Genomic DNA, 22,175 nt, shown 5'->3' on the forward strand with positions numbered 1-22,175 from the left:
AAAATTCTGCTACTTAAGCTAGTAAGCAGCTTCACCTCCTTAGTTCAATTTACTTCTCTAATAATGCTTTAGTTATTTCTTCAAATTTTAAACTTCTTGATGCCTTAACTAATATAATATCCCCTTCGCATATTATATTAAGTAAAGTACTTATTAATGCTTCTTTATTTGGATATACAGTACATTCTTCTCCATATCCATTTTTAATGTTTTCTGAGAACTCTCCACAGCAAAGTATTTTATCTATTCCATTTTCCTTTGCATACTTACCTATCTCTTCATGAGCTTCTTCTGATTTATGTCCTAGTTCCTTCATAGTTCCTAAAACTGCTATTCTTCTTTTTCCTTCTATATTCTTCATAACATCTATAGAAGATTTAACAGCCACTGGACTAGAGTTATAGCAATCATTTAATATTGAAAACTCATCTTTTTTAATAAGTTCTAATCTCATTGATGTTGCCTCAATATTGTTTAATCCTCTCTTCATTTCTTCAAATGAAAGACCTAACTCTTTTGCTATAGCAATTCCTAGCATAAGGTTACTTATATTATGTTTCCCTGGCATGTCTAAAGAAAACTCTTCTTCTTTTTCTCCATCATATACTGTAAAAGTAGATGAAAGTTCTTCTAGAGCTATATTTTTAGCTCCTATTTCAAAATCTTCTCCAACTCCAGTTTTAACTATTTTATACTCTGCCTTAGGTAAAGCCCCTAGAAAATCATCATTACCACAAACAACAAGAGTATTATTCTTATCAAAGAAAGTTGTTATTTCCATTTTAGCTTTTAATATGTTTTCTCTAGTCTTTAATATTTCTATGTGAGAAATTCCTATATTAGTTATAATACCTAAATCAGGGGATGCAATTTCTGCAAGTTCTCTAATTTGACCAAGACCTCTCATTCCCATTTCTAGAATAGCTACATCATATGTACTATCTAGCTCTAAAATCATAAGAGGTAATCCTATTTCATTATTGAAATTTCCCTTTGTTTTAAATACTTTGTATTTATCACTTAAAACAGCAGCAACTAAATCTTTAGTAGATGTTTTTCCTGCTGATCCAGTTATTCCAACAACTTTTAATCCTAATTTTTCTCTATAAAATTTAGCTAAATCCATTAAGGCTCTTCTTGTATTTTCAACCTTAATTAAAGAAACTCCATCTTTTAGCTCATTTATATCACATTTAACTTCATCAACTATAGCAATCTTGGCCCCTTTATTGAAAGCATCTAAGACATAGTTGTTCCCATTGAAATTTTCACCCTTTAATGCAATAAATAAAGTTCCTTCTTCTATTTTTCTTGTATCTGTTGATACTGCCTTTATTTCTTTTACATCAGCTTCTTTTAATAAAGTTCCTTTAGTGGCTTTTACAATCTCTTGTAAATTTAATTCTAGCATTCTTTAACACCTCTACTTGCCTTCTAAAATATCATATACAACTTCTCTTTCATCAAAGTGTATTGTTTCATCTTTTAGTATTTGATAAGTCTCATGACCTTTACCAGCTATAACTATAACATCACCCTCTAAAGCCATATTCATAGCTTTTCTTATAGCTTCTTTTCTGTTAACTTCAATTTCAAAGTTATCATACTTAAGTGGCTTTACTATGTCATTTATTATATCCATAGGTTCTTCACTTCTTGGGTTATCAGAAGTAATTATTACAACATCTGATAGTTTACAACCTATCTCACCCATTTGAGGACGCTTAACTTTATCTCTATCCCCACCACAACCAAATACAGAAATCATTCTATTCTTAGTAAAGGCTTTTACTGTACTTAAAATATTTTCTAATCCATCTGGTGTGTGTGCATAATCTATTATTATGCTATAAGGTAAATTTTTCTCTTTTGCAACTAACTCACATCTTCCTGGTATTACAATATCACTTAATCCTTCCTTGATTTTTTCTACCGGAATATTTAAGTTATATGCACATATTATACAACCTAATGAATTGTATATATTATATTCTCCAGGAATATTTATAGAAAATTCTTCTATTTTATCTAATTTCACCTTAAATTCTGAACCATTTGAGTGGCTTTTAATCTCAAAAGCTTTAAAATCTGAATCTTTTTCAACTGAGAAAGTAGAAACCTTTGTCTTTACTCCTCTTTTTTCTATATCTTCCACTATGTTAGTACCATATGGATCATCTAAGTTTATGATACTATGATTACTTCTTTCAAAAAGTTTAAATTTAGCATTATAATAGTTTTCAAAGGTTTTATGAAAATCTAAATGATCTCTAGTTAGATTTGTAAAGATTCCTTCTACAAATTGAACCCCATATACCCTATCTAAATCTAGAGAATGAGATGAAACCTCCATAACGCAATATTCTACTCCAGCTTCAACCATATTTTTAAATAATTCATGAAGCTCATAAGATTCTGGTGTTGTTCTAACAGCATCAACTTTCTTATTTCCTATATAATTTGCTATAGTTCCAATTAAACCTGTTTTATAGCCTGCTTTTTCTAAAATTGATTTAATCATAAAAGCAGAAGTTGTTTTTCCGTTAGTTCCTGTTATTCCTATTATCTTTAATTTGTCTTTTGGATTTCCAAAATAATTTGAAGACATTAATGCAAGAGCTTTTCTAGTATCTTTAACTTTTATTATTGTTATATCTTCTGGAACACTTACGTCTTCCTGAACTATTATTGCCTTAGCTCCCTTCTTAACAGCATCACCTATAAATGAATGTCCATCTACTTTAAACCCTTTTACACAAACAAAGATATCTCCCTGCTCTATCTTTCTGTTATCATATCTTATGTTTTGTATTTTTGACTCTTCATTACCTTTTATAACTTCATAATCTAAGCCATTTAATAAACTTTTAAGAATCATTTTTTTCACTCCTTAAATACTATGCACTAAACAAGCGTTAAATTCACAAAATACTAGCATGTGAATTACTCACATGCTAGTTTTTTAACTATCATTACTTCTTAGCTAATTTAAACTGTATTGTTGAACCACTTTTTACTACATCACCTTGAGCTATACTTTGCTCTTTTACATTTCCTTCTCCTTCAAATGTACCTTTCAAACCAATTTTATCAAGAATTTCTTTAGTTTGTTCCATTGAAAGGCCATTAAAATCTGGCACTACAACATCTTTATTATAGTTTGAAGTAGTTTTAGTGTAAAGTTTAATTTCACTTCCTTCTTTTATTGTGTATCCTGGTTTAGGATTCATATCCACTATAGAATTTCCGCCATCTTCTATGGAGTATTTTATATTATTTTGGTCTAAAACAGCCTTAGCTTTATCTAAACTCATACCTCTTACTTCTGGTATAACTACTTCTTTAGCTTTATTTTTATCTATATTTGAAGTATCTAATTGCATATAATTAAATATTTCACTAAATAAATCATGTGCTAATGGCGCCGCTACTAACCCTCCAAAATATTCTCCCTTTGGATTATCAACTGATATCAAAACTGAAATTTGAGGATTATCATATGGAGCAAATCCCGCAAATGATGCTACATATCCTGCACCATACCCACCGCCTTCTTTAACTTTTTCAGCTGTACCAGTTTTACCAGCTATTCCATAGCCTTCTATATATGCTCTTTTAGGCGAACCATAATGTACTGTTCTTTCTAGAGCCTCAGCTACTCTTTTAGATGTTTTTTGATCTATTACATTTTCAACCTTTTTAGGCTCAAAAGTTTCATCTAAAACCCTTGTTCCATCTTTATCTTCATGACTTATTTCCTTCATAACATGAGGTTGGATCCATGTTCCCCCATTAGCTATAGTGTTCATAGCAGCCATCATTTGAATACCACTTGCACTATCTGTTTGTCCAAAAGATATTGTAGCAAGTTCTACTGGTCCTATTTTATCGTTAGGGAGTACTATTCCTGATGTTTCACCTGGCAAGTCTATTCCTGTTGCTTTTCCAAAACCAAATTTTTGTATATACTCATTTAATTTTTCTTTTCCAAGCTTTTGTCCTATATCCATAAATCCAACGTTACAAGAATTCTCTAATATTTGGTCAAATGTTTCAACTCCATGTCCATCATGTTTCCAACAACCTATATAAGTCCCTGAAACATTTTTTCCTCCTGGACAATAATAAGTTTCATCTCCACCAGCTATTCCTTCTTGTACTGCTGCTGATGAAGTTACCATCTTAAATATAGACCCTGGCTCAAATGTATTTGACACAGCAGAGTTTTTCCACATATTCTCCGTCTTTTGTGTTTTATTATCACCCGGGAAATTTTCATATCCTTCATAAGGACTATTAGGATTATAATCTGGTTTATTAGCCATAGCTAAGACTTCTCCATTTTGAGGATTCATAACTATTATACTAACACCTTGTGCTTGATATTCTTTCATACCCTTTTCTGCAACTTTTTCAGCAAAATATTGTATGGTTTCATCAATAGTTAATGTAACATCTTTTCCATCTACAGGATCTGCAAATTCAGAATTTGAATAAGGGATTCCACTACTATTTCTTGCAACTTCTGATATTCTCATTCCTGGAAGACCTGATAATTCTGCATTGTATTCACGCTCAATACCACCTTGACCAACTCCGTCTTGATCAACTCTTCCTAAAACTTGAGCTAAAAAATTATTGTCTGGATAATATCTTTTTGTATCTTGAGAAACTATTACTCCTCTTATTTTTAAAGCCTTAACTTTATCAGCCTTATCCTTTTCTATTTTTCTAACTAAGGTCGCTGATGTTGCTGGCACCCCTGATGGTAAAGTTGTATTTAATTTATCATATACCTCTTCTTTAGGCATATCTAAAGCAGTTCCTAAGTCTTCTGCTATTTTGTTAAGCTTTGCTTTCTTCTCATCATCTGTATCATCTTTTTTAAATGTGGAGTCTCTTAAAGTTTTAAGGTCTAAATCTACTCTGTAGACATTAGCACTAACGGCTAATTGACCTCCATTTCTATCTAAGATATCCCCTCTTTTAGCATCTATTTTCACTTCATTTTTCCACTGTTCTTCAGCCATGGTACCATATTCTTTATGCTTAAAAATCATTATATATGATAATCTTAATACTAAGACTGCTAATAATCCCCATATAACTAACATGACCCAATAAGATCTTTCATTTCTAAGCGACTTCGTTATTTTATAATCTTTAAATCCTTTGTTCTTCTTTTTATTTTTCACCCTTAGCCCTCCATATTAAGTCAAATAAATGAGCCTCAAATCCAAAAAAACTTACCTTTAGGCTAATAGATTTATCAGCTTTATAATTTAATAAATCTATAGCCATTGTATAAAAAATTATGGATGCACCCTTAAAACAATAATAAAAGTACACCCTAACTTATTACCCTATTGCTTCCCTTCAGTAGTTTGGCCACCACCTAACTTAGCCATATCATCCTTAGTTGGCAATATCATTTTTAGTTTATTTTTAGCAACATCCTCTATTTTATCTAAAGAACTTGCTTTTAATATTTGAACCTTTAAAGCCTCATTTTCTGTTATAACAGAATTTATTTGCTTATTTATTGAATCTAACTGTTGCTGAGTCTTATAAACTTTTATATCTCTACTTATTGTTACCCCACCAACAACTAATATTAGAAGTACTATTTGTAATACACTTTTTCTTACTCTTTTGTCTTTTTGCTTTTTTCTTCTTTGTTGTTCGATTTTTTTCTTTTTCTTATCGTAGGTTTTTCTACTTGGTACAGTTTGCTCTTTTCTTTGTGGTTTAAGTGCAGAACTTCCATTATAATCAAACTCTTTTACAATCATCTCTAATCCCTCTCCAATTAATTTTTATTCCCCTTACTTAAAAAAATCTACTTAAACATTTGTTTCAAAATATTATAATTTCTCTATTACTCTTAACTTAGCACTTCTACTTCTTGGGTTAAATTCTAATTCTTCTTTACTAGCTTCTATAGGTTTTCTTGTCACAAGTTTAACTTCTGGCTTTCTATTGCAAACGCATACTGGAAACTCACTAGGACATGTACAAGGATTAGATAATTCCTTAAATGTATTTTTAACAATTCTATCCTCTAAAGAATGGAATGTTATTATAGCCATTCTTCCGCCTTTGTTAAGTTTCTTAACTCCATCTAAAATAGTTTTACTTATTATTTCAAGCTCTTTATTAACTTCTATTCTTATAGCTTGAAATGTTCTTTTAGCTGGATGTGGTCCTTCTCTTCTAGCCTTAGCTGGAATAGCAGCCTTTATTATTTCAACCAATTCTAAAGTAGTTTCTATATTTTTTTCTTCTCTATTTTTAACTATAAAACTTGCTATTCTTTTAGCAAACTTTTCTTCCCCATATTCCTTTATTATTCTGTAAAGCTCTTCTTCTGAATATGTATTAACTATTTCATATGCTGAAAATTCATTCTCTCTATTCATTCTCATATCTAAAGGAGCATCTTGCATGTAACTAAATCCTCTTTCTCCATTATCTAACTGATAAGAAGAAACTCCTAAATCCATAAGAATACCATCTACACCATCAATGCCTAAGTCAGTTAGGACATCATATATAGCATAGAAATTACTATGTACATAGGTAACATTATTATATTCTTTTAATCTTTCTCCAGCTGCTTTTAAAGCATCTTTATCCTGATCAAAGCCTATTAATCTACCTTCATCTGATAGTCTTTTTACTATTTCACTTGAATGTCCTGCACCACCTAAGGTACAATCTACATATATACCATCTTCTTTTATATTTAAAGCATTTATGCACTCATCTAGCAAAACCGAAACGTGTTTAAATTCCATATAAATACTCCTTAATTTTTAATTACTTATCATCATTTGATTATTTAAATCATACTATATACTGTATAATATAAGTCTAACTTATTTCATTCAGTTTTATTAATAAAATTTTTTAAACATATTTATTAATTATTAAATAATAATATGTAAATTATTATGCCTCTTACTAATTTACACTAAAATCTCGTATTATTGCAACCATTTTCCCATTATATAATATATTTTATTATACATTATTCTATAAAAAATTAAAAATTCCTTTCAAAACCAATTATTTATAAATTAATACTATTAAAATATCCTTAGAAAAAAATTTGACATTATATTTATTTTGATGTAAAATTTTAAAATATTATGGGAGTAGATAGGGGCTGGTGTCTCTACAGGTCTTCAACACCTAGTTGTGGTGCTAATACCATCATGGGTGGGTTCGATTCCCACATACTCCCGCCACAAAGCAAAAAGCTATTTGAAATTAACTTTCAAATAGCTTTTTTTGTCTAAAAATATTGTTTAAATTTGATGATAAAAAAATTTCCTTTTCATATTCTATAACAAAGCACTTTTAATACATCTAAAAAAAACTGTATTAAAATGCTTTATATTATAAAACTTATAAATATTATGAAGAGAATATCTGAATAACTTTAGAATTTAAGCTTTTACGTAAAAGGCTTTGCGTTAAGAAGCGAAGATTGCTCGACGCGAAGCTAGTTATCGTAGCTTTAGTAAATCCTTTGGAGTAAAGGCTATAAATTCTTAGTGAAATTCAGTAATTCTCGGAATATACCTATAAGTTTTATCTTAAAACATTTAATACAGTTTTTACATCCTATACGTTGAATCTGAAGTTAACTATGTCTCCATCTTTCATTACGTAGTCTTTACCTTCTAATCTGTAAACACCTTTTTCTTTAGCAGCTGCTTCTGAACCACATTCTACTAAATCATCATAAGAAACTACTTCTGCTCTTATGAATCCTCTTTCTATGTCAGAGTGTATTTTACCTGCTGCTTGTGGAGCTTTAGTTCCTTGTTTTATTGTCCAAGCTCTAACTTCTTGTACACCTGCAGTTAAGTAACTCATTAATCCTAATAATTTATAACTTGCTTGTATAAGTTTATCAAGACCTGATTCTTCTAATCCATACTCAGATAACATTTCAGCTTTTTCTTCTTCATCTAACCCTGATAATTCTTCTTCAAGTTTAGCACAAACAACCATTATTCCTGAATTCTCAGTTTCAGCATATGCTCTAACTTTTTGAACATACTCATTATCTAAGTTTCCTTCCATCATATCATCTTCTGATATGTTACAAGCATATAAAACTGGTTTTGAAGTTATTAAAAATAAGCTTTTTACGAAAGCTTCTTCATCTTCAGTAGCTTCTAAAGTTCTAGCTGGTTTATTTGCTTCTAAGTGAGCTTTTAATCTTTCCATTACATCGTACTCAAACTTAGCAGTTTTATCACCAGATCTTACTAACTTCATAGTCTTTTCCATTCTTCTTTCAAGAACATCTAAGTCCGCAAAGATAAGCTCTAAGTTTATAGTTTCTATATCTCTTATTGGATCTACAGAACCTTCTACATGAACAACATTCTCATCATCAAAACATCTTACAACATGAACGATAGCTGCAACTTCTCTGATGTGTGATAAGAATTTATTTCCTAAACCTTCACCTTTACTAGCACCTTTAACTAACCCTGCTATATCATAGAATTCTATTGCAGTATATACTTTTTTCTTTGTATTATATATTTTTTCTAAAACATCTAATCTCTTATCTGGTACACTTACAACACCTACGTTTGGTTCTATTGTACAGAAAGGATAGTTTGCTGATTCAGCTCCTGCTTTTGTAATAGCATTGAATAATGTACTTTTACCAACATTTGGTAATCCAACCATTCCTAATTTCATCTATGTACACGTCCCTTTCTCATATTTAATTTCATACTTAATGATTATACTCTAGCTTAATATATATTTCAACAACTGTATTATCTTTCCTAATTATCCACATAAAAATACAAATTAATCCTACTATATAACACATAATAAATTCGAGGTGATGTTTTATGATTAAGAAATTTTTATCATTATTTTTTTCTATGATGATAATTTTATCTCTTTCTTTAAATACAAAAATAGCAGCAAAAGAAATCAATAATCCTTGTACAAAAGAATTTAACTGGTATTACTCTTATAACAAAGAAGAAGGAGTCCCTCACTTTCCTAAGGAAACTCCTTATATATCTAAATGTAAAGTGCTATATTGTGGAGATACTTCAAAAAAAGAAATTTTCCTTACTTTTGATGAAGGTTATGAAAATGGAAATACAGGAAAAATACTTGATATATTAAAAGCAAACCAAGTACCTGCTGCCTTCTTTGTAACAAGACCATATATAAAAGATTATCCAGATCTTATAAAAAGAATGGATGAAGAAGGTCATCTTGTATGTAATCACACTTCTCACCATCCATCAATGGCTAAAATTCTTGATAAAGAAAAATTCAAAAAGGAATTTACTGAGGTTGAAGAAGAATACTTCAAAGTAACAGGAAAAGAAATGCCTAAATTCTTTAGGCCTCCAATGGGAAAATATAGCGAACAATCCCTAATATCAACTGAGGAACTTGGTTATACTTCTGTATTTTGGAGCTTCGCTTATAGAGATTGGTTAGTTAATGAGCAACCTTCTAAAGAAGCTGCTAAAAAGAAAATATTAGAGAAAGTTCATAATGGTGAAATAGCTTTACTTCATGCTGTATCAGATACAAATACTGCTATTTTAGATGATCTTATAAAAGAACTTAAATCTGATGGATTTGAATTTAAATCTTTAAATGACATAACACCTAAACAAGAATAAACTTTCTTCATAAAATTATAAATATATTTAGAGGTCTAGCATAAACTAACCCCCCTAGTCTACGCTAAACCTCTATAATATTTATAAACCATTTAAGATTCAATAATATAAACTCTTAACTTAAACAATTTAAACTAATTTAAATATAATACTCTATTTTTAATAGTTGTTCATTTTTAGCTAAATCTGAAAAATTATTTAAAAATCAGTGTTCACTTAAACTCCATACAAGTTTAACTGAAGTACATAATTAATCTTGTAAGAAATTATTCTCTTTTAAAATTTCTTCTTTTAATCTAGTACTTTCATGTCTTATATGTAAAATTTCTTCTTTTATCTTTTTCACAAATTCCTCATCCTTTAAAAAGGCTAAGTTTATTTCCACATTAACTATAGAGCTGTCTATACAAGCACTAAGCATTATTGCACTAACAACTGCATCAGAAACTAAATTTTTATTTCCATACTTTGCAGCAAATTTTACATTATCAAAAAACTTTAAGGCCCTTCTGCTTAGTTCTAAAGGAACCATCATTGCACCTAAAGTACATTCATCTATTTTTTCATTTCTTAATTTCTTTTCTTCCTCTGTATCCTTAGGCAATTTATAACAGCCCATTAATGCACTAAAAGCCTCTTCATCTTTATTCATGAAATCTAACATTTCATCATAGCCTTTTTTAGCTTCTTCAAAATTCTTGTCTAGAATCTTTTTATTTTCATCACTTAAAGATTCATAAGCTTTTTTACCAACAGTTAAGCTATAAACCATTGAATTTAAAGCTACTCCTACTGCTCCAACAATACCTGCCGCTGCCCCACCACCAGGTGCTGATGAACTTGATCCTAAGTCTTCTATAAAATCTTTTATTGTTTCGTTTTTCATTAAGTACCCCTCCATCAAATATTATTGCTTATTTTAATTTAAGTATATTATTTAATTTTTTACCTATGCTACTCCATTCATATTCTTCATTAGCCTTAAAGTTCTTACCAGAATCAATTAATTCTCTACATTTATTTAAATCATCTAATATAGCTTTATAATTATTTTCACTAACTATACACTTATCTTTATTACTTACAACAGTTTTTATAGGATCATTTTCATCACCTAATATAACCATAATAAGATTTTTTGTTCCTAAATAATCATATATTTTAGCAGGTATTTGTTTTGAATTTTTATTTCCTAAAACAAGAAGAACATCCCCATGAATCATATATCTTAAAGCTTCTTTATAATCAATTCTTCCATTAACACTTATATTAGAAAATTGTTTTAATTCTTCTTTTATGTTTTCATCATCTATATTTCCAAAGAATATTATGTTTAATCTATTAAATAATTCCTTATTGCTTATTTCTAATTCTTTTAAGGCTTTTATGAAAGGTCTTAAATCTCTAATCTTACTAAAAATCTCTCCAGCATAAATTAAATTTATCTTATCCTCTTTTAAAAGCTCTGGTTTCTCTTCTCTTTCAATCTCTTCATATATAGCTTTATTATATCCTCTAGTTACAATAAACATTTTATCATCTTTAACATTATACTTTTCTATAAAGTCTTTTTTATTCTCTTCGGTTACAAATATATGCCTATCACCATTTAATACTACAGCTTTTTCCTGTTTTCCTTCTACAAACTTTCTTATAAATCCAATATCTTCTCTTGATGGATCCTTAAGCCATGGATCACTCCAATATAAAACCCATGGTATATCCTTAAAAGCTTTTTTTATTCTTAAAGCACAAAGATGACTTGAAGGTGGCTCATGCATAGAAAATATAACATCGAACTTTTCTTTTTCCATAAGATCCTTACCATACTTTGAAGCCTTAAAACTCCAGTTATAATACATATCAGGAAAAATTATTTTGTTTTTAATTTTTCTCATAAGCTTAATTTTGCTACTAGTCTTTTCATTAGAAGAAACCTGTATTACTTCTTCATTAGTAGCTTTCTTAGGCATAATCTTATTAAATAATTTCCCACCTTCAATTGCATGGACTTTTACCTTACTATCTAAAAGCTTAAGAATTTCTTCATCATAATAAATAGAGTTTTTAGGAAAATCTACTGTTAAAAGATGAACTTCATTGTTATCTATATTGCATAAATTATTTAGGTACATAAGAGTCTCAATAGATGCAGAATTATTAATCATTGGTGAATAGCAGGCTATAAATAAAATCTTCATTACTTCTTACCTCTTTCTTTAGCTGATAGAAGTAAAAACTTTGGTATAGAACCTAACCTCTTTATTCTCCATGGTTCCTTGGCTACTCTATAAAGCCACTCCATACCAATATTAATCATAAATTCTGGTGCTCTGTTTATATTACCAGCCATAACATCAAAACTACCACCAACACCCATAAAAACTTTACAACAAAGTTTTTCTTTATATTTTTCTATAAATATTTCTTGTCTTGGAGCTCCCATTGCAACAAAAATTATATCAGCTTTACTTTCATTAATTTTTTCTATTAAATCATTACAGTTTTCCAAATCAAAAAAACCATTATTACTTCCAACTATGTTTATTCCTTCATAGTCCGCATCTATTTTTTCCTTGCATTTAATAAGAGTATCTTCCTTAGCTCCTAAGAGAAATACTTTTAAATTCTTATCTCTAGCATCTCTTAAAAGCATATCCATAACTTCAATACCAGCTATTTTTTCTTTAATTTCTATGCCATTTATTTTAGCGGCAAGAAGAGTTCCAACTCCATCTGGAATTATTAAAGCATCCTCTTTAGTAAAACTATTTTTTAAAAACTCATTATTTATACCATTATATAAAACCTCTGGATTTCCAGATATTATATTAACCTTTTTTTTATTTTCAATTTCCTTTAAAAGTTCCTGTTTATTATCTGAAAATATCTTATATCCTAATAACTCCTTATACATATCCCTCTCCTAAAGGCTATTTAATATTATTATTTTTCATGAATATTTCTATTTCTTTTACTATCTCATCATCCTTGTTAATAGCTTTAGCTATATCTAAATGCTGTTTAGCCTCTTCAATCATCCCTGCATTTAAATAGCAAACTATTAAGTTAGTACAAACTTCTATATCTCTTGTACTTTCAAAGGCTTTTCTTAAATATTTAACTGCTTCATCATATATTCCTAATGAAGCATAGTTTATTCCCATTTCATTTACAGCCTCAACTATACTATCATCAATAGCTAAGCATTCATTTAAATAATAAACTGCCTTCTCAAAGTTTCCCAATCTTCTATAAGCAGTTGCAATATAATATCTTAATATAGCATTATCTTGAAACTTATCTGCTAAAGGAAGAAGTCTTTTTAAAGCATCTTCTGGCTCTTCTATTAATTCTTCTTTTCCCTCTTCATAATCAGCTGAATCTTTTATTTCATTGTATAAAATCTCAACTATTTCGTTTCTTTCTCCGCCCTTAGCTAAATACTCATTTATATCAACATAAGCCTTATCATATTGTCCCATATCATTGTAAGCTATTGCTGAATAAAGGTATGGAAGAGCTAAATCACTTCTATGAGCCTTACATTTATCACATATTTCTAATTGAGTTTCATTATAAGACTTATTTCTCTCTCTTAAAGACTCACATATTAATAAAAGATTTTCATAAACCTCAGTATCATCAGAGATTTCATTTAATCCTTTTAAAAGCATAAAAGCCTCAACCATATTTTCATCTTTAACCTTATCAGCTACTATTTTTTTCACGCATGGAATAGCATCATCTATTAATGGAATTAATTTTTTATAATCTTCATTAAATCTAAAATCTTTATCTCCACCTAAAGCAAAAAACATACCTTCAACTAAATAATTTATTGGTAATGACTCTAACTTATATCCACTCTTTATATCATCTGATAAGTGTCTTGGATCTATAGGAACATATAATTCTTTTATGTTTACTTCCTTTGGATCTTTACCTAAGCTCTTAATAAGGCCATTCCCATCCACTTCTAAAAATAAAAGTTGTGATAACTTCTCTTTTGCAAATGTATTAAAACTCATATATCTATCTCCTTAACAAACTTTTACTAACTATTTTAATTCTATCTAAAAATAAAATTTATAAACCTATATTTTATTATATATCATAAATTTCGAACTATATTTTATCACAAAATAAAATTTAGTTCATCTTAATATATATTAGTTATATATTATAACACTTTAATCAACTATTTGGTGTAGTCCTATTTAAAAATATAAAAAGAGCTGTATAAAATATACAGCTCCTTATCTCATCTAAACTATTTTAGCTTAGCGTTAATTACTTCCATTATAGCATTTTTAAAGTTTTCTGTTTGTTCTTTTGAATCTTCTAAGCTTGACCCTTTTACTGATAAATAAATTTTCATCTTAGGCTCTGTACCTGAAGGTCTTACAACAAACCATGAATCATCTTCTAAAACATATTTTAAAACATTTGATTTTGGAAGATTAATCACTTTTTCTTCTCCTGTTAAGTTATTTACTTCTTTGCTTAATTTGTAATCAAAAGATGTAACAACCTTAACACCATTCATCTCTTTTAAGGCTTCATTTCTTAAACCATCTATGCACTTAGCAATTTGTTCTTGGCCTTCTTTTCCTGCAAGTTCTATTGATACTAGACTTTCCTTAAAGTATCCAAACTTCTCATAAAGTTCTATTAAGCCATCATAAAGAGTTTTTCCTTGTTCTTTATAATATAAAGTCATTTCAGCTATTAACATTGAAGCTACAACAGCATCTTTATCTCTAGCAAATGTACCTGCTAAATATCCATAACTTTCTTCAAAACCAAATAGATATTGATTTGAGCCTGACTCTTCAAACTCTTTTATTTTTTCACCTATATATTTGAATCCTGTTAATGTATCTATTAAAGTAACTCCATATTCCTCAGCCATTTTTCTAACTGATTCTGTAGTAACTATAGTTTTTATAACAGCTCCATTTTCAGGTAACTTATTCATTTCTTTTAATGAACTTAAAATGTAATTAGTTAATAACATTCCTGTTTGGTTACCAGTTAAAACTTGATATTTTCCTTCGTTATCCTTGACAACAACACCTATTCTATCGCAATCTGGATCTGTTCCAAATATTATGTCTGGTTGAATTTCTTTAGCCATATCTAAAGCTAATTCAAATACTTTTGGATCCTCTGGATTTGGGTATGGTGCAGTAGGGAAGTTTCCATCTGGTAATTCTTGTCCTTTAACAACAAAAACATTTTCATAACCAAGTTCACTTAATATTCTTCTTACTGGAATATTTCCTGAACCATGGATTGGAGTATATATTATTTTTAAATCTTTAGAATGCTCTTTAACTAATTCCTTTCTTATAGTTAAAGTTTTTAAGGCATCTATATATTTTTTATCAATCTCTTCACCAATGTAAACTAAAAGTCCTTTTTCTAAAGCTTCTTCTTCACTCATTGTCTTTATGTTAGCATAATCTGTAACTTCATTAACGTATCCAATAACAGCTTTAGCAGGAACATCTGTTAATTGACATCCATCATCTCCATAAACTTTATATCCATTGTATTGCTTTGGATTATGTGATGCTGTTATAACAATACCACCATTACAATTTAATTCTCTAACTGCAAATGATAACATTGGAGTTGGTCTTAAAGATTCAAAAAGGTTAACTTTGATTCCATTTGCACAAAGAGTTAATGCTGCTGCTTTTGCAAATTCCTTAGACATATTTCTTGAGTCATAAGCTATTGCAACTGATTTATTTCCACTATAATTATCATTTAAATAATCAGCAAACCCTTGAGTAGCTTTTCCAACTGTATAGATATTCATTCTATTAGTTCCAGCACCAATTACTCCTCTTAATCCACCAGTTCCGAAATCTAATTCTTTATAAAATCTATCTTCAATTTCTTTTTCATCTGATATTGCTCTTAATTCAGCTTTTATTTCTTCTGAAATACTACTAGAGTTTAACCATTCTTCATATCTTTCTTTATACACTGCACTCTCTCCCCTTTTGTATTTTATTTCCACAAATATTATACTACATTATTTTACAATATGAAAATAAAAAAATTGAGAACAGAATTATTTTACTATTAATTCCATTCTCAACTTATAAATATTAATTCTCTTTTTTAGCTCTATTTTCTTCTACTTGTTGATCAACTACTTCTTGTGTTATTATCTTTTGATCATAGCTTACAGAAGCTACTATAGAATCTAAATCATCAACTACTGTTATCTCACTTCCAAATTCAACATCAGAAACTTTAAACTGATCCCCTTTTTCAGCATTTTCTACATTTAGTTCTACATGCTTTGGAATATTATTTGGTGAACATTTTATCTTTATGCATTCTTTATTTTTTTGTAGTACAGCATCTATGTTATTTACATGAGCTTCACCAATATAATTTATAGGAACAGTTGTTACTATTTCTTCATTTCCTTCAACTTTTTCTAAATCTATATGTACAACCCTTCTACTTACAGGATCTCTTTGAACTTCTTTTATAAGTGTATTCATTTGTCCCTCTTGTGAATTTACACTTAAAACTCCATGCTCTCCAGCTACAGCAAGTGCATGATTAAGTTCTAGCTCTCCTATTTCAACTAAAAGGTTATTCATTCCTTTTCCATATACAACTCCAGGAATTACTCCTTGTCTTCTACCTCTTCTACTTGAATGTCCAGTCTTTTTTTCTCTTTGATTTACATTTAAATTTTCCATAATCATCCCTCCTTTTAAGTATTATTTCCTAAAAGGCTCTTATTATTCAGCTTAAAATCAAAAAGAAGATACTATATAAAAACTTTACTTAACAAAACTTATAAATAGTATTAATAAAATATCTAGATGAACTTTATAATTTAAGCTATTACGTAGAAGAATTTGCATTAAAAAGCTGAGATTGTTATTTTTTAGGAATACAATCTTATTTTATTCGTTTGCATAAGTTCAAGTTGCCAAATTAAAAATTTGGACTTTCACTTTACTTTCGAAGCTTTAGCAAATTCTTCGGGGTAATGGCTATAATTAATGAATACAATATAACTAAAGTTCAATTCTATAAATTCAAGAATCTAAATTTTAATTTAGACTTTCACTTAAAATTCAGTAATTCTCAGAATATATTTATAAGTTTTATTTAAAGTTAATTTTTATATAGCATCTTCTATTAGTTATTAATCTTTAGTTTAATGCTTTACGGCTTATGAAATCTAATTCATAATGATCTATTTTTCCATCCTTATTTAAATCATATTTTTCTATAGCTTTCCATTCATCAGCATTATCTGTTGAATTTTTTCCATAGTGCTTAGAAATCAGAGCTAAATCACCTATTTCAAATTTACCATTTTCATTTAAATCACCTGTAGTTGCAGTTATTTTTAGGCTTTCAAACCTTTCTAAGGCAGCATTTAATGAAAGTTTAGCATTTTCTTTTTCTTCATTTGAAGATTCGCTATTATTATAAACTTCTTCTGCTAAAGTTATAACTTTTTCTAATTCACTCTTAGAGCCACTATGATATTCTCCAAGATTAATTCCTTCAACTGCATTACTGTTTATTTCTTTAGCATTATCTATTAATGTTCCTAATTCTTCATCAGCAACCTTAACCTCATAAGTGAACATAGCATTAGCCCAATCAGTATGATCTTGCCAATCATGTTCATTCTTTAAAGTTTTTAAAGTTATCTTAGAAGCCCCTTTTATATCTAATTTTATATTTTTAGCTCTTTCTTCTGGTTTAACAATTCCACTATCATATACTTCTTCATCATCTACTAAAACTTTGAATATAGCTCCATCACTTATTGATCCGGTTTCAATGTCCATTCCTATATAAGCTTCAAAATAATCATAATTCTTACCAGCTACATCATATACAATAGTAGAATCTGTATGGGTTCCTAAACCCTTTTCAAAACTCATAGCATTTAATCCATCAGTTAATCTTATTTGGTTTCCATCAACAGAGGTATCTTTCTTTGGAACGCTCCATCCTTGCTGTGCACTCTCCCAATCTAAATCACTTAGGTATTCTCCTCTTGCCACATTCACTGTTCCTTTAACCTCAAACTCATCACCATTAACATTAGCTATTCCCTTAATATTAATGATTCCTTCCTTTGAATAATCTTTCTCTAATATTTCATCCCAAATTACCTCAGTAACTACCTTCTCCCCGTCTGTATATACTATTTCCACTGAATTTGGTAAAACTGGTTTTTGACCTATAATTGTTTGAACATTTATTCCATTAGCTTCAACAATGTCTCTAACAGTTACATTAGCAATTATTTTATTTGAAGTTCCCTTAATTGTTCCTTCAGCTTGGAAAGTTCCAACCTTACTGTATAACTCAGGATCTATTTCATTCCAAGTTATACCTACTTCTTTCAATGCTCCATCAGTAAGTTCTACCTGAGTTTTCTTTGGTAAAACTGGTGCTTCTCCAACTAAAGTTTTTACTTCTATACTTTCCTGTTCTCCCTTAACCTCATAAGGAGCATCCAATTTATTCAACTCCATAGGTGATTGAACCTGTGTATTAATAGGTCTTAATACCATTCTATATACATAATCTTGATTTGGATAAAGAGTATATTCTGGTTTTGGTCTAGCACCCCAAGCATCATCTCCACCTACTCCCATTTGTCTATAATTAACATTAACCACAACATCCTCTGATTTTACAAGTTCATGAGGATGCTTCTTGCTTCCAAGTTCCTCTTCTGTGTAATGAAGAGCTGATGCTTCTACATAAGGATCTCCTGAAACCATTAATCCAACTCCATCATTATTAGTAAGAGTCATCCATCTTATATCAGTTTTATTTCCCATTTCTGATGGCTCTATATATTTAAAGAATTGTTCCTCTACAGTTGAACTATATACTCCTACATGAGCTCCTTTATTTCTATCCCAATAGTTTTCTTGAGGTCCTCTTCCATACCAGTCTAAGTTTTCAAATTCAGTTGGCATGTTAAATTCCATTCCAATGGCAGGAATTTCTGGTAAATTTGAAGCTCCTGGATTAAGTTCAGAAGTTATAACAACCTCTCCATCTCCATAAACTTTTATTATATTTTTATAACTTGAAGCTGTTGTAGTTGGTAAAGTAGCACTTGCTTCTATTGTTACAAACTTTCCACTTTCATCCTCTGTAACAGTAACATTGTTTACTGTTCTATTCTTACCGGCATTCTTCCATGTTCCTGTTCTATTTGGCATTCCATTTTCTTTATCATTATCAACTGGTGCTCTCCAAAAATCAGGTTCTATTGGTGCACTTAATAACTCTTTTCCATCGTTTTTGAAGGAATCAATATTACCTTTAACCTTATTGAAGCTTAATTCAAAATCAGTTCCTCTTAAGGTTAAATTAGTATCATCATTGTTGGTTACCTCAATATTATCCATTGAAGCAACATCTACTACATCCTTACTTTCTTCTAAAAAATCAACTCCAAATTGCTCTGTAGCTATTATATGACCTGCCTTAGCCCACTTTTCATCCTCTAAAGTTTCAAACCTTATATTTAACCAATACTCTGCTCCATTATCAATATATTCTGGTCTATTTAAATCAATCTGAACATTGGTTCTTTCAAGTGGACTTATATCTAAGCTCATTTCTCCACTTTGGATAACTTCATCATCCTTATTTAATTCCCAAATCATCTTATATTTATTAAGATTAGTAAATAAGAATTCATTCTCTATTTCTATTAATCCTTCAGTAGCATTTACATTATTTATTTCTATATCTTGATAGCCATACTTAATCTCTTTAAGCTGTGGCTTTTCTTCTCTCTCAGCTGTAATCATTCCATTTGCACAGAAGTTATCATTGTTAGGATTATCTCCCCAATCTCCGCCATAAGCTAAATACTTAGTTGAGCCATCCTGTGAAGTGCTTTCTTCCTTCCACTCTTCAAAATCCATCCATAAAACAGTATTTTCATCTGGGGTTCTACTTTCATCATTTAATTCTTCTTCACTTAAAGCTCTATTATATACACGTACAGAGTCTATAGAAGCATTACTTCTACTATTCTTTTGAGCATCTCCTCCTATTGTTAATGGATAATTACTAGCTGTAATTGAACCTGTATAATTTGTTGATGCAACTTCCTCTCCATCTATATAAAGTTTAAGCTGATTTCCATCAAAAGTACCTGCAATCTTATGCCAATTATTTACCCAATCACTTGGTATTTCCATGGTCTTAGCAGCAACCCACTGGCTTCCATTCGCATCATAAATAAAGAATTCTATTGCTCTCTTACCAGTATGTTGGAAGTTTGCTGTTTCTTTTATAGCAAATTGAGTATCTCCTTTTGCTACAAAAACATTATCTTGATTACCACCTTCCGGTTTAACCCATGCTTCCAAGGTTACACCTTTTCCTGTAATATTTAACTCATCAGCTTGATCAAATGTCATATAACCTTTAAATCCTTGCCCATCTTTTCCTTCAACAGCTTGCCCTTCTCTTGGAATTCCTTTAAATCCATTTGAACTAGAATCAGGTGAATATTTAATTGTTTCCACATCTTTATATAAAGCTTGGTCAACCCAGTCCCATATGAATCCACCTTGAAGATTATCATACTTTTCAAAGACTTCCATGTATTGATCAAAGTTACCATTACTATTTCCCATAGCATGAGCATATTCACAAAGTATGAAAGGTTTTCCACCTTGCTTTCCTATGTTTTCAACTGCCTTTGGACTTAAATACATGTGGCTATATATATCTGAAACTGTAGGATCATTATAATCTCCTTCATAATGTACAGGTCTTGTTGTATCATTATCATGTACCCAATCAGATAAAATATTAAATGTTTCTCCTCCACCAGCTTCATTTCCTAAAGACCATATAACAATAGATGCATGGTTTTGGTCTCTTTGAACCATATTTTTAACTCTATCTAGACAAGCTCCAAACCATTCTGGCATATCTCCTGGTAGATAGTTTCTAACTCCATGAGATTCTATATTTGCCTCTCCAACTAGATATAATCCATACTCATCACATAATTCTAAGAATGCTGTATTATTTGGATAATGAGATGTTCTAACTGCATTTATATTGTTAGCTTTCATCATCTCAATATCTTGTATCATGCTTTCAATAGATACAGCTCTACCATCATTAGGATCTGTCTCATGTCTATTAACACCTTTAAACATTATAGGTTGTCCATTTATAAGCATCTGCTCTCCATGAATCTTGAACTCTCTAAATCCTATTTTGGTGCTTGTAGCCTCAACCTCATTTCCATCTTTATCTTTTAAAGATAAAACCATAGTATATAAATTAGGATCTTCTGCTGACCACTTTTTAGGATTTTCAACGTCTACATTAGCTGTTAACTTAACTTTAGTGGCTTCACTATTATAATCCGTTGCTCCCTTGAAATCAGTACTCATTATTATTGGAGCATCTAAAACCTCTTCATAATTTTCATCATAAAGCTTAGCCTCTACAGTGTACTCTTCATTATTTTTTAAATAATTTGTAAGTTCAACATCTACTTTCAAATTAGCATCTGTATATGTGTCATCTAACTCAGTTTCTATTTTAAAGTCCCTCATTTTAACTTCTGGTGTAGAATATATTGATACATCTCTAAAAATACCACTTAGTCTTATAAAATCTTGATCTTCTAACCAGCTACCATCACTCCATCTAAACACCTGAACAGAAACAGTATTTTCACCTTCTTTTAAGTAGTCAGTTATATCAAAATCATCTGCAGTGTAACTATCTTCTCCATATCCTACTTTATGTCCATTAATCCAGAGGTAAAAAGCAGATTCAACCCCTTGGAAAGACATATAAACTCTTCTGCCTTCTTTCCAATTATCAGGAACTATAAAGGTTCTCTGATAAGTTCCTACTGGATTATACTCAGTTGGTGCATTAGGTGGCTGAGGATTTTCTCTTCCAGTCCATGGGTATGTTGTATTAGTATATATAGGATAATCAAATCCTTCTGTTTGCCAGTTACTTGGAACTGATATCTTAGTCCAATCCGATGTATTAAAACCGTTTTCATCAATTTCTGTAGGTCTATCTGCTGGCTTATCCACAATATTAAAATCCCACTCACCATTTAAAAGTTTATGGTACTCTGTATCAGTTCTTACTCCTCTCTCATTTACAGGTTTCTTAGAATCCTCCAAAGCTAATTCACTATTACTAAAAGAAGCGAATGATGCATGAGATTCCTCTCTATTAACTTGATAACTCTCAGGATTATTATTCCACTCTTCTCCCGTAAATTCCTCTCCTATAGTTGGCATTTCACTATCTGGATATTCCCTTGCATCTACACTCTTCCCCCCAAGAAATAATTGGTGTGATGTTGTAGCCAAAAAACTTCCTAAAACAACTAGGGCTAAGGTTCTCTTACTTCCTTTTAACAAATTTTTCTCCCCCTTTATATATTAATTTTAAAAAAGGCTC

14 protein-coding genes and 1 tRNA gene are annotated in these 22,175 nt (G+C 30.0%); 2 read left to right on the forward strand and 13 right to left on the reverse strand.

The genetic code is table 11. The annotated features are described in order from the left end of the window. Window positions 1-49 precede the first annotated feature (49 nt). From AC2JAQ_RS11555 to rsmH, 5 genes are all read right to left on the reverse strand, one after another. A complete protein-coding gene (locus AC2JAQ_RS11555) occupies window positions 50-1,411 on the reverse strand; it encodes a UDP-N-acetylmuramoyl-tripeptide--D-alanyl-D-alanine ligase (protein ID WP_488456581.1) in 1,362 nt (453 codons plus the stop codon). A gap of 12 nt (window positions 1,412-1,423) precedes the next feature. Then, window positions 1,424-2,878 carry a UDP-N-acetylmuramoyl-L-alanyl-D-glutamate--2,6-diaminopimelate ligase gene (locus AC2JAQ_RS11560; RefSeq protein ID WP_488456582.1) on the reverse strand — a complete coding sequence of 485 codons (1,455 nt, stop codon included), beginning with the start codon at window positions 2,876-2,878 and terminating at the stop codon, window positions 1,424-1,426. Window positions 2,879-2,972: 94 nt separating this feature from the next. Beyond that, window positions 2,973-5,195 carry a stage V sporulation protein D gene (locus tag AC2JAQ_RS11565; RefSeq protein WP_488456583.1) on the reverse strand — a complete coding sequence of 741 codons (2,223 nt, stop codon included), beginning with the start codon at window positions 5,193-5,195 and terminating at the stop codon, window positions 2,973-2,975. A gap of 168 nt (window positions 5,196-5,363) precedes the next feature. Then, window positions 5,364-5,792, reverse strand: coding sequence for a cell division protein FtsL (locus tag AC2JAQ_RS11570; RefSeq protein WP_423237679.1), 429 nt, complete (start codon window positions 5,790-5,792; stop codon window positions 5,364-5,366). 72 nt (window positions 5,793-5,864) lie between these two features. Further along, entirely contained in the window at window positions 5,865-6,797 is a 933-nt protein-coding gene (gene rsmH / locus AC2JAQ_RS11575; protein WP_488456584.1) for a 16S rRNA (cytosine(1402)-N(4))-methyltransferase RsmH, read from the reverse strand. Between the two features lie 356 nt (window positions 6,798-7,153). Between rsmH and AC2JAQ_RS11580 the strand changes: the two genes are divergently transcribed. Further along, window positions 7,154-7,250, forward strand: a tRNA-Sec gene (locus AC2JAQ_RS11580). Between the two features lie 379 nt (window positions 7,251-7,629). Here AC2JAQ_RS11580 and ychF read toward each other — a convergent pair. Beyond that, window positions 7,630-8,727, reverse strand: coding sequence for a redox-regulated ATPase YchF (gene ychF / locus AC2JAQ_RS11585; protein WP_423237681.1), 1,098 nt, complete (start codon window positions 8,725-8,727; stop codon window positions 7,630-7,632). A gap of 158 nt (window positions 8,728-8,885) precedes the next feature. Here ychF and pdaA point away from each other — a divergent pair, with 158 nt between their 5' ends. Continuing rightward, the gene (gene pdaA / locus AC2JAQ_RS11590) at window positions 8,886-9,683 is read left to right on the forward strand and encodes a delta-lactam-biosynthetic de-N-acetylase (RefSeq protein ID WP_488456585.1); all 798 of its coding nucleotides are present in this window, start codon (window positions 8,886-8,888) and stop codon (window positions 9,681-9,683) included. A 250-nt stretch (window positions 9,684-9,933) separates the two neighbouring features. Here pdaA and AC2JAQ_RS11595 read toward each other — a convergent pair whose 3' ends face one another. The 7 genes from AC2JAQ_RS11595 to AC2JAQ_RS11625 form a co-directional block, all read right to left on the reverse strand. Then, the gene (locus AC2JAQ_RS11595; protein ID WP_488456586.1) at window positions 9,934-10,569 is read right to left on the reverse strand and encodes a cyclodeaminase/cyclohydrolase family protein; all 636 of its coding nucleotides are present in this window, start codon (window positions 10,567-10,569) and stop codon (window positions 9,934-9,936) included. Between the two features lie 28 nt (window positions 10,570-10,597). Next, window positions 10,598-11,884: a glycosyltransferase gene (locus AC2JAQ_RS11600; RefSeq protein WP_488456587.1), complete on the reverse strand. Its 1,287-nt coding sequence runs from the start codon at window positions 11,882-11,884 to the stop codon at window positions 10,598-10,600. Further along, window positions 11,884-12,600: a WecB/TagA/CpsF family glycosyltransferase gene (locus AC2JAQ_RS11605; RefSeq protein ID WP_488456588.1), complete on the reverse strand. Its 717-nt coding sequence runs from the start codon at window positions 12,598-12,600 to the stop codon at window positions 11,884-11,886. Before AC2JAQ_RS11605 ends, AC2JAQ_RS11600 begins: the two co-directional genes overlap by 1 nt. A 16-nt stretch (window positions 12,601-12,616) precedes the next feature. Continuing rightward, window positions 12,617-13,714 (reverse strand): tetratricopeptide repeat protein, encoded by a 1,098-nt coding sequence (locus tag AC2JAQ_RS11610; RefSeq protein WP_488456589.1) that lies wholly within the window; start codon window positions 13,712-13,714, stop codon window positions 12,617-12,619. Window positions 13,715-13,956: 242 nt separating this feature from the next. After that, entirely contained in the window at window positions 13,957-15,684 is a 1,728-nt protein-coding gene (locus tag AC2JAQ_RS11615; RefSeq protein ID WP_488456590.1) for a phospho-sugar mutase, read from the reverse strand. A gap of 124 nt (window positions 15,685-15,808) precedes the next feature. Beyond that, the gene (locus tag AC2JAQ_RS11620; protein WP_488456591.1) at window positions 15,809-16,417 is read right to left on the reverse strand and encodes a 50S ribosomal protein L25; all 609 of its coding nucleotides are present in this window, start codon (window positions 16,415-16,417) and stop codon (window positions 15,809-15,811) included. 462 nt (window positions 16,418-16,879) lie between these two features. Further along, window positions 16,880-22,135 carry a glycoside hydrolase family 2 TIM barrel-domain containing protein gene (locus AC2JAQ_RS11625; RefSeq protein ID WP_488456592.1) on the reverse strand — a complete coding sequence of 1,752 codons (5,256 nt, stop codon included), beginning with the start codon at window positions 22,133-22,135 and terminating at the stop codon, window positions 16,880-16,882. Between the last annotated feature and the right edge of the window lie 40 nt (window positions 22,136-22,175).

This window comes from Clostridium sp. LIBA-8553 (assembly GCF_057782465.1).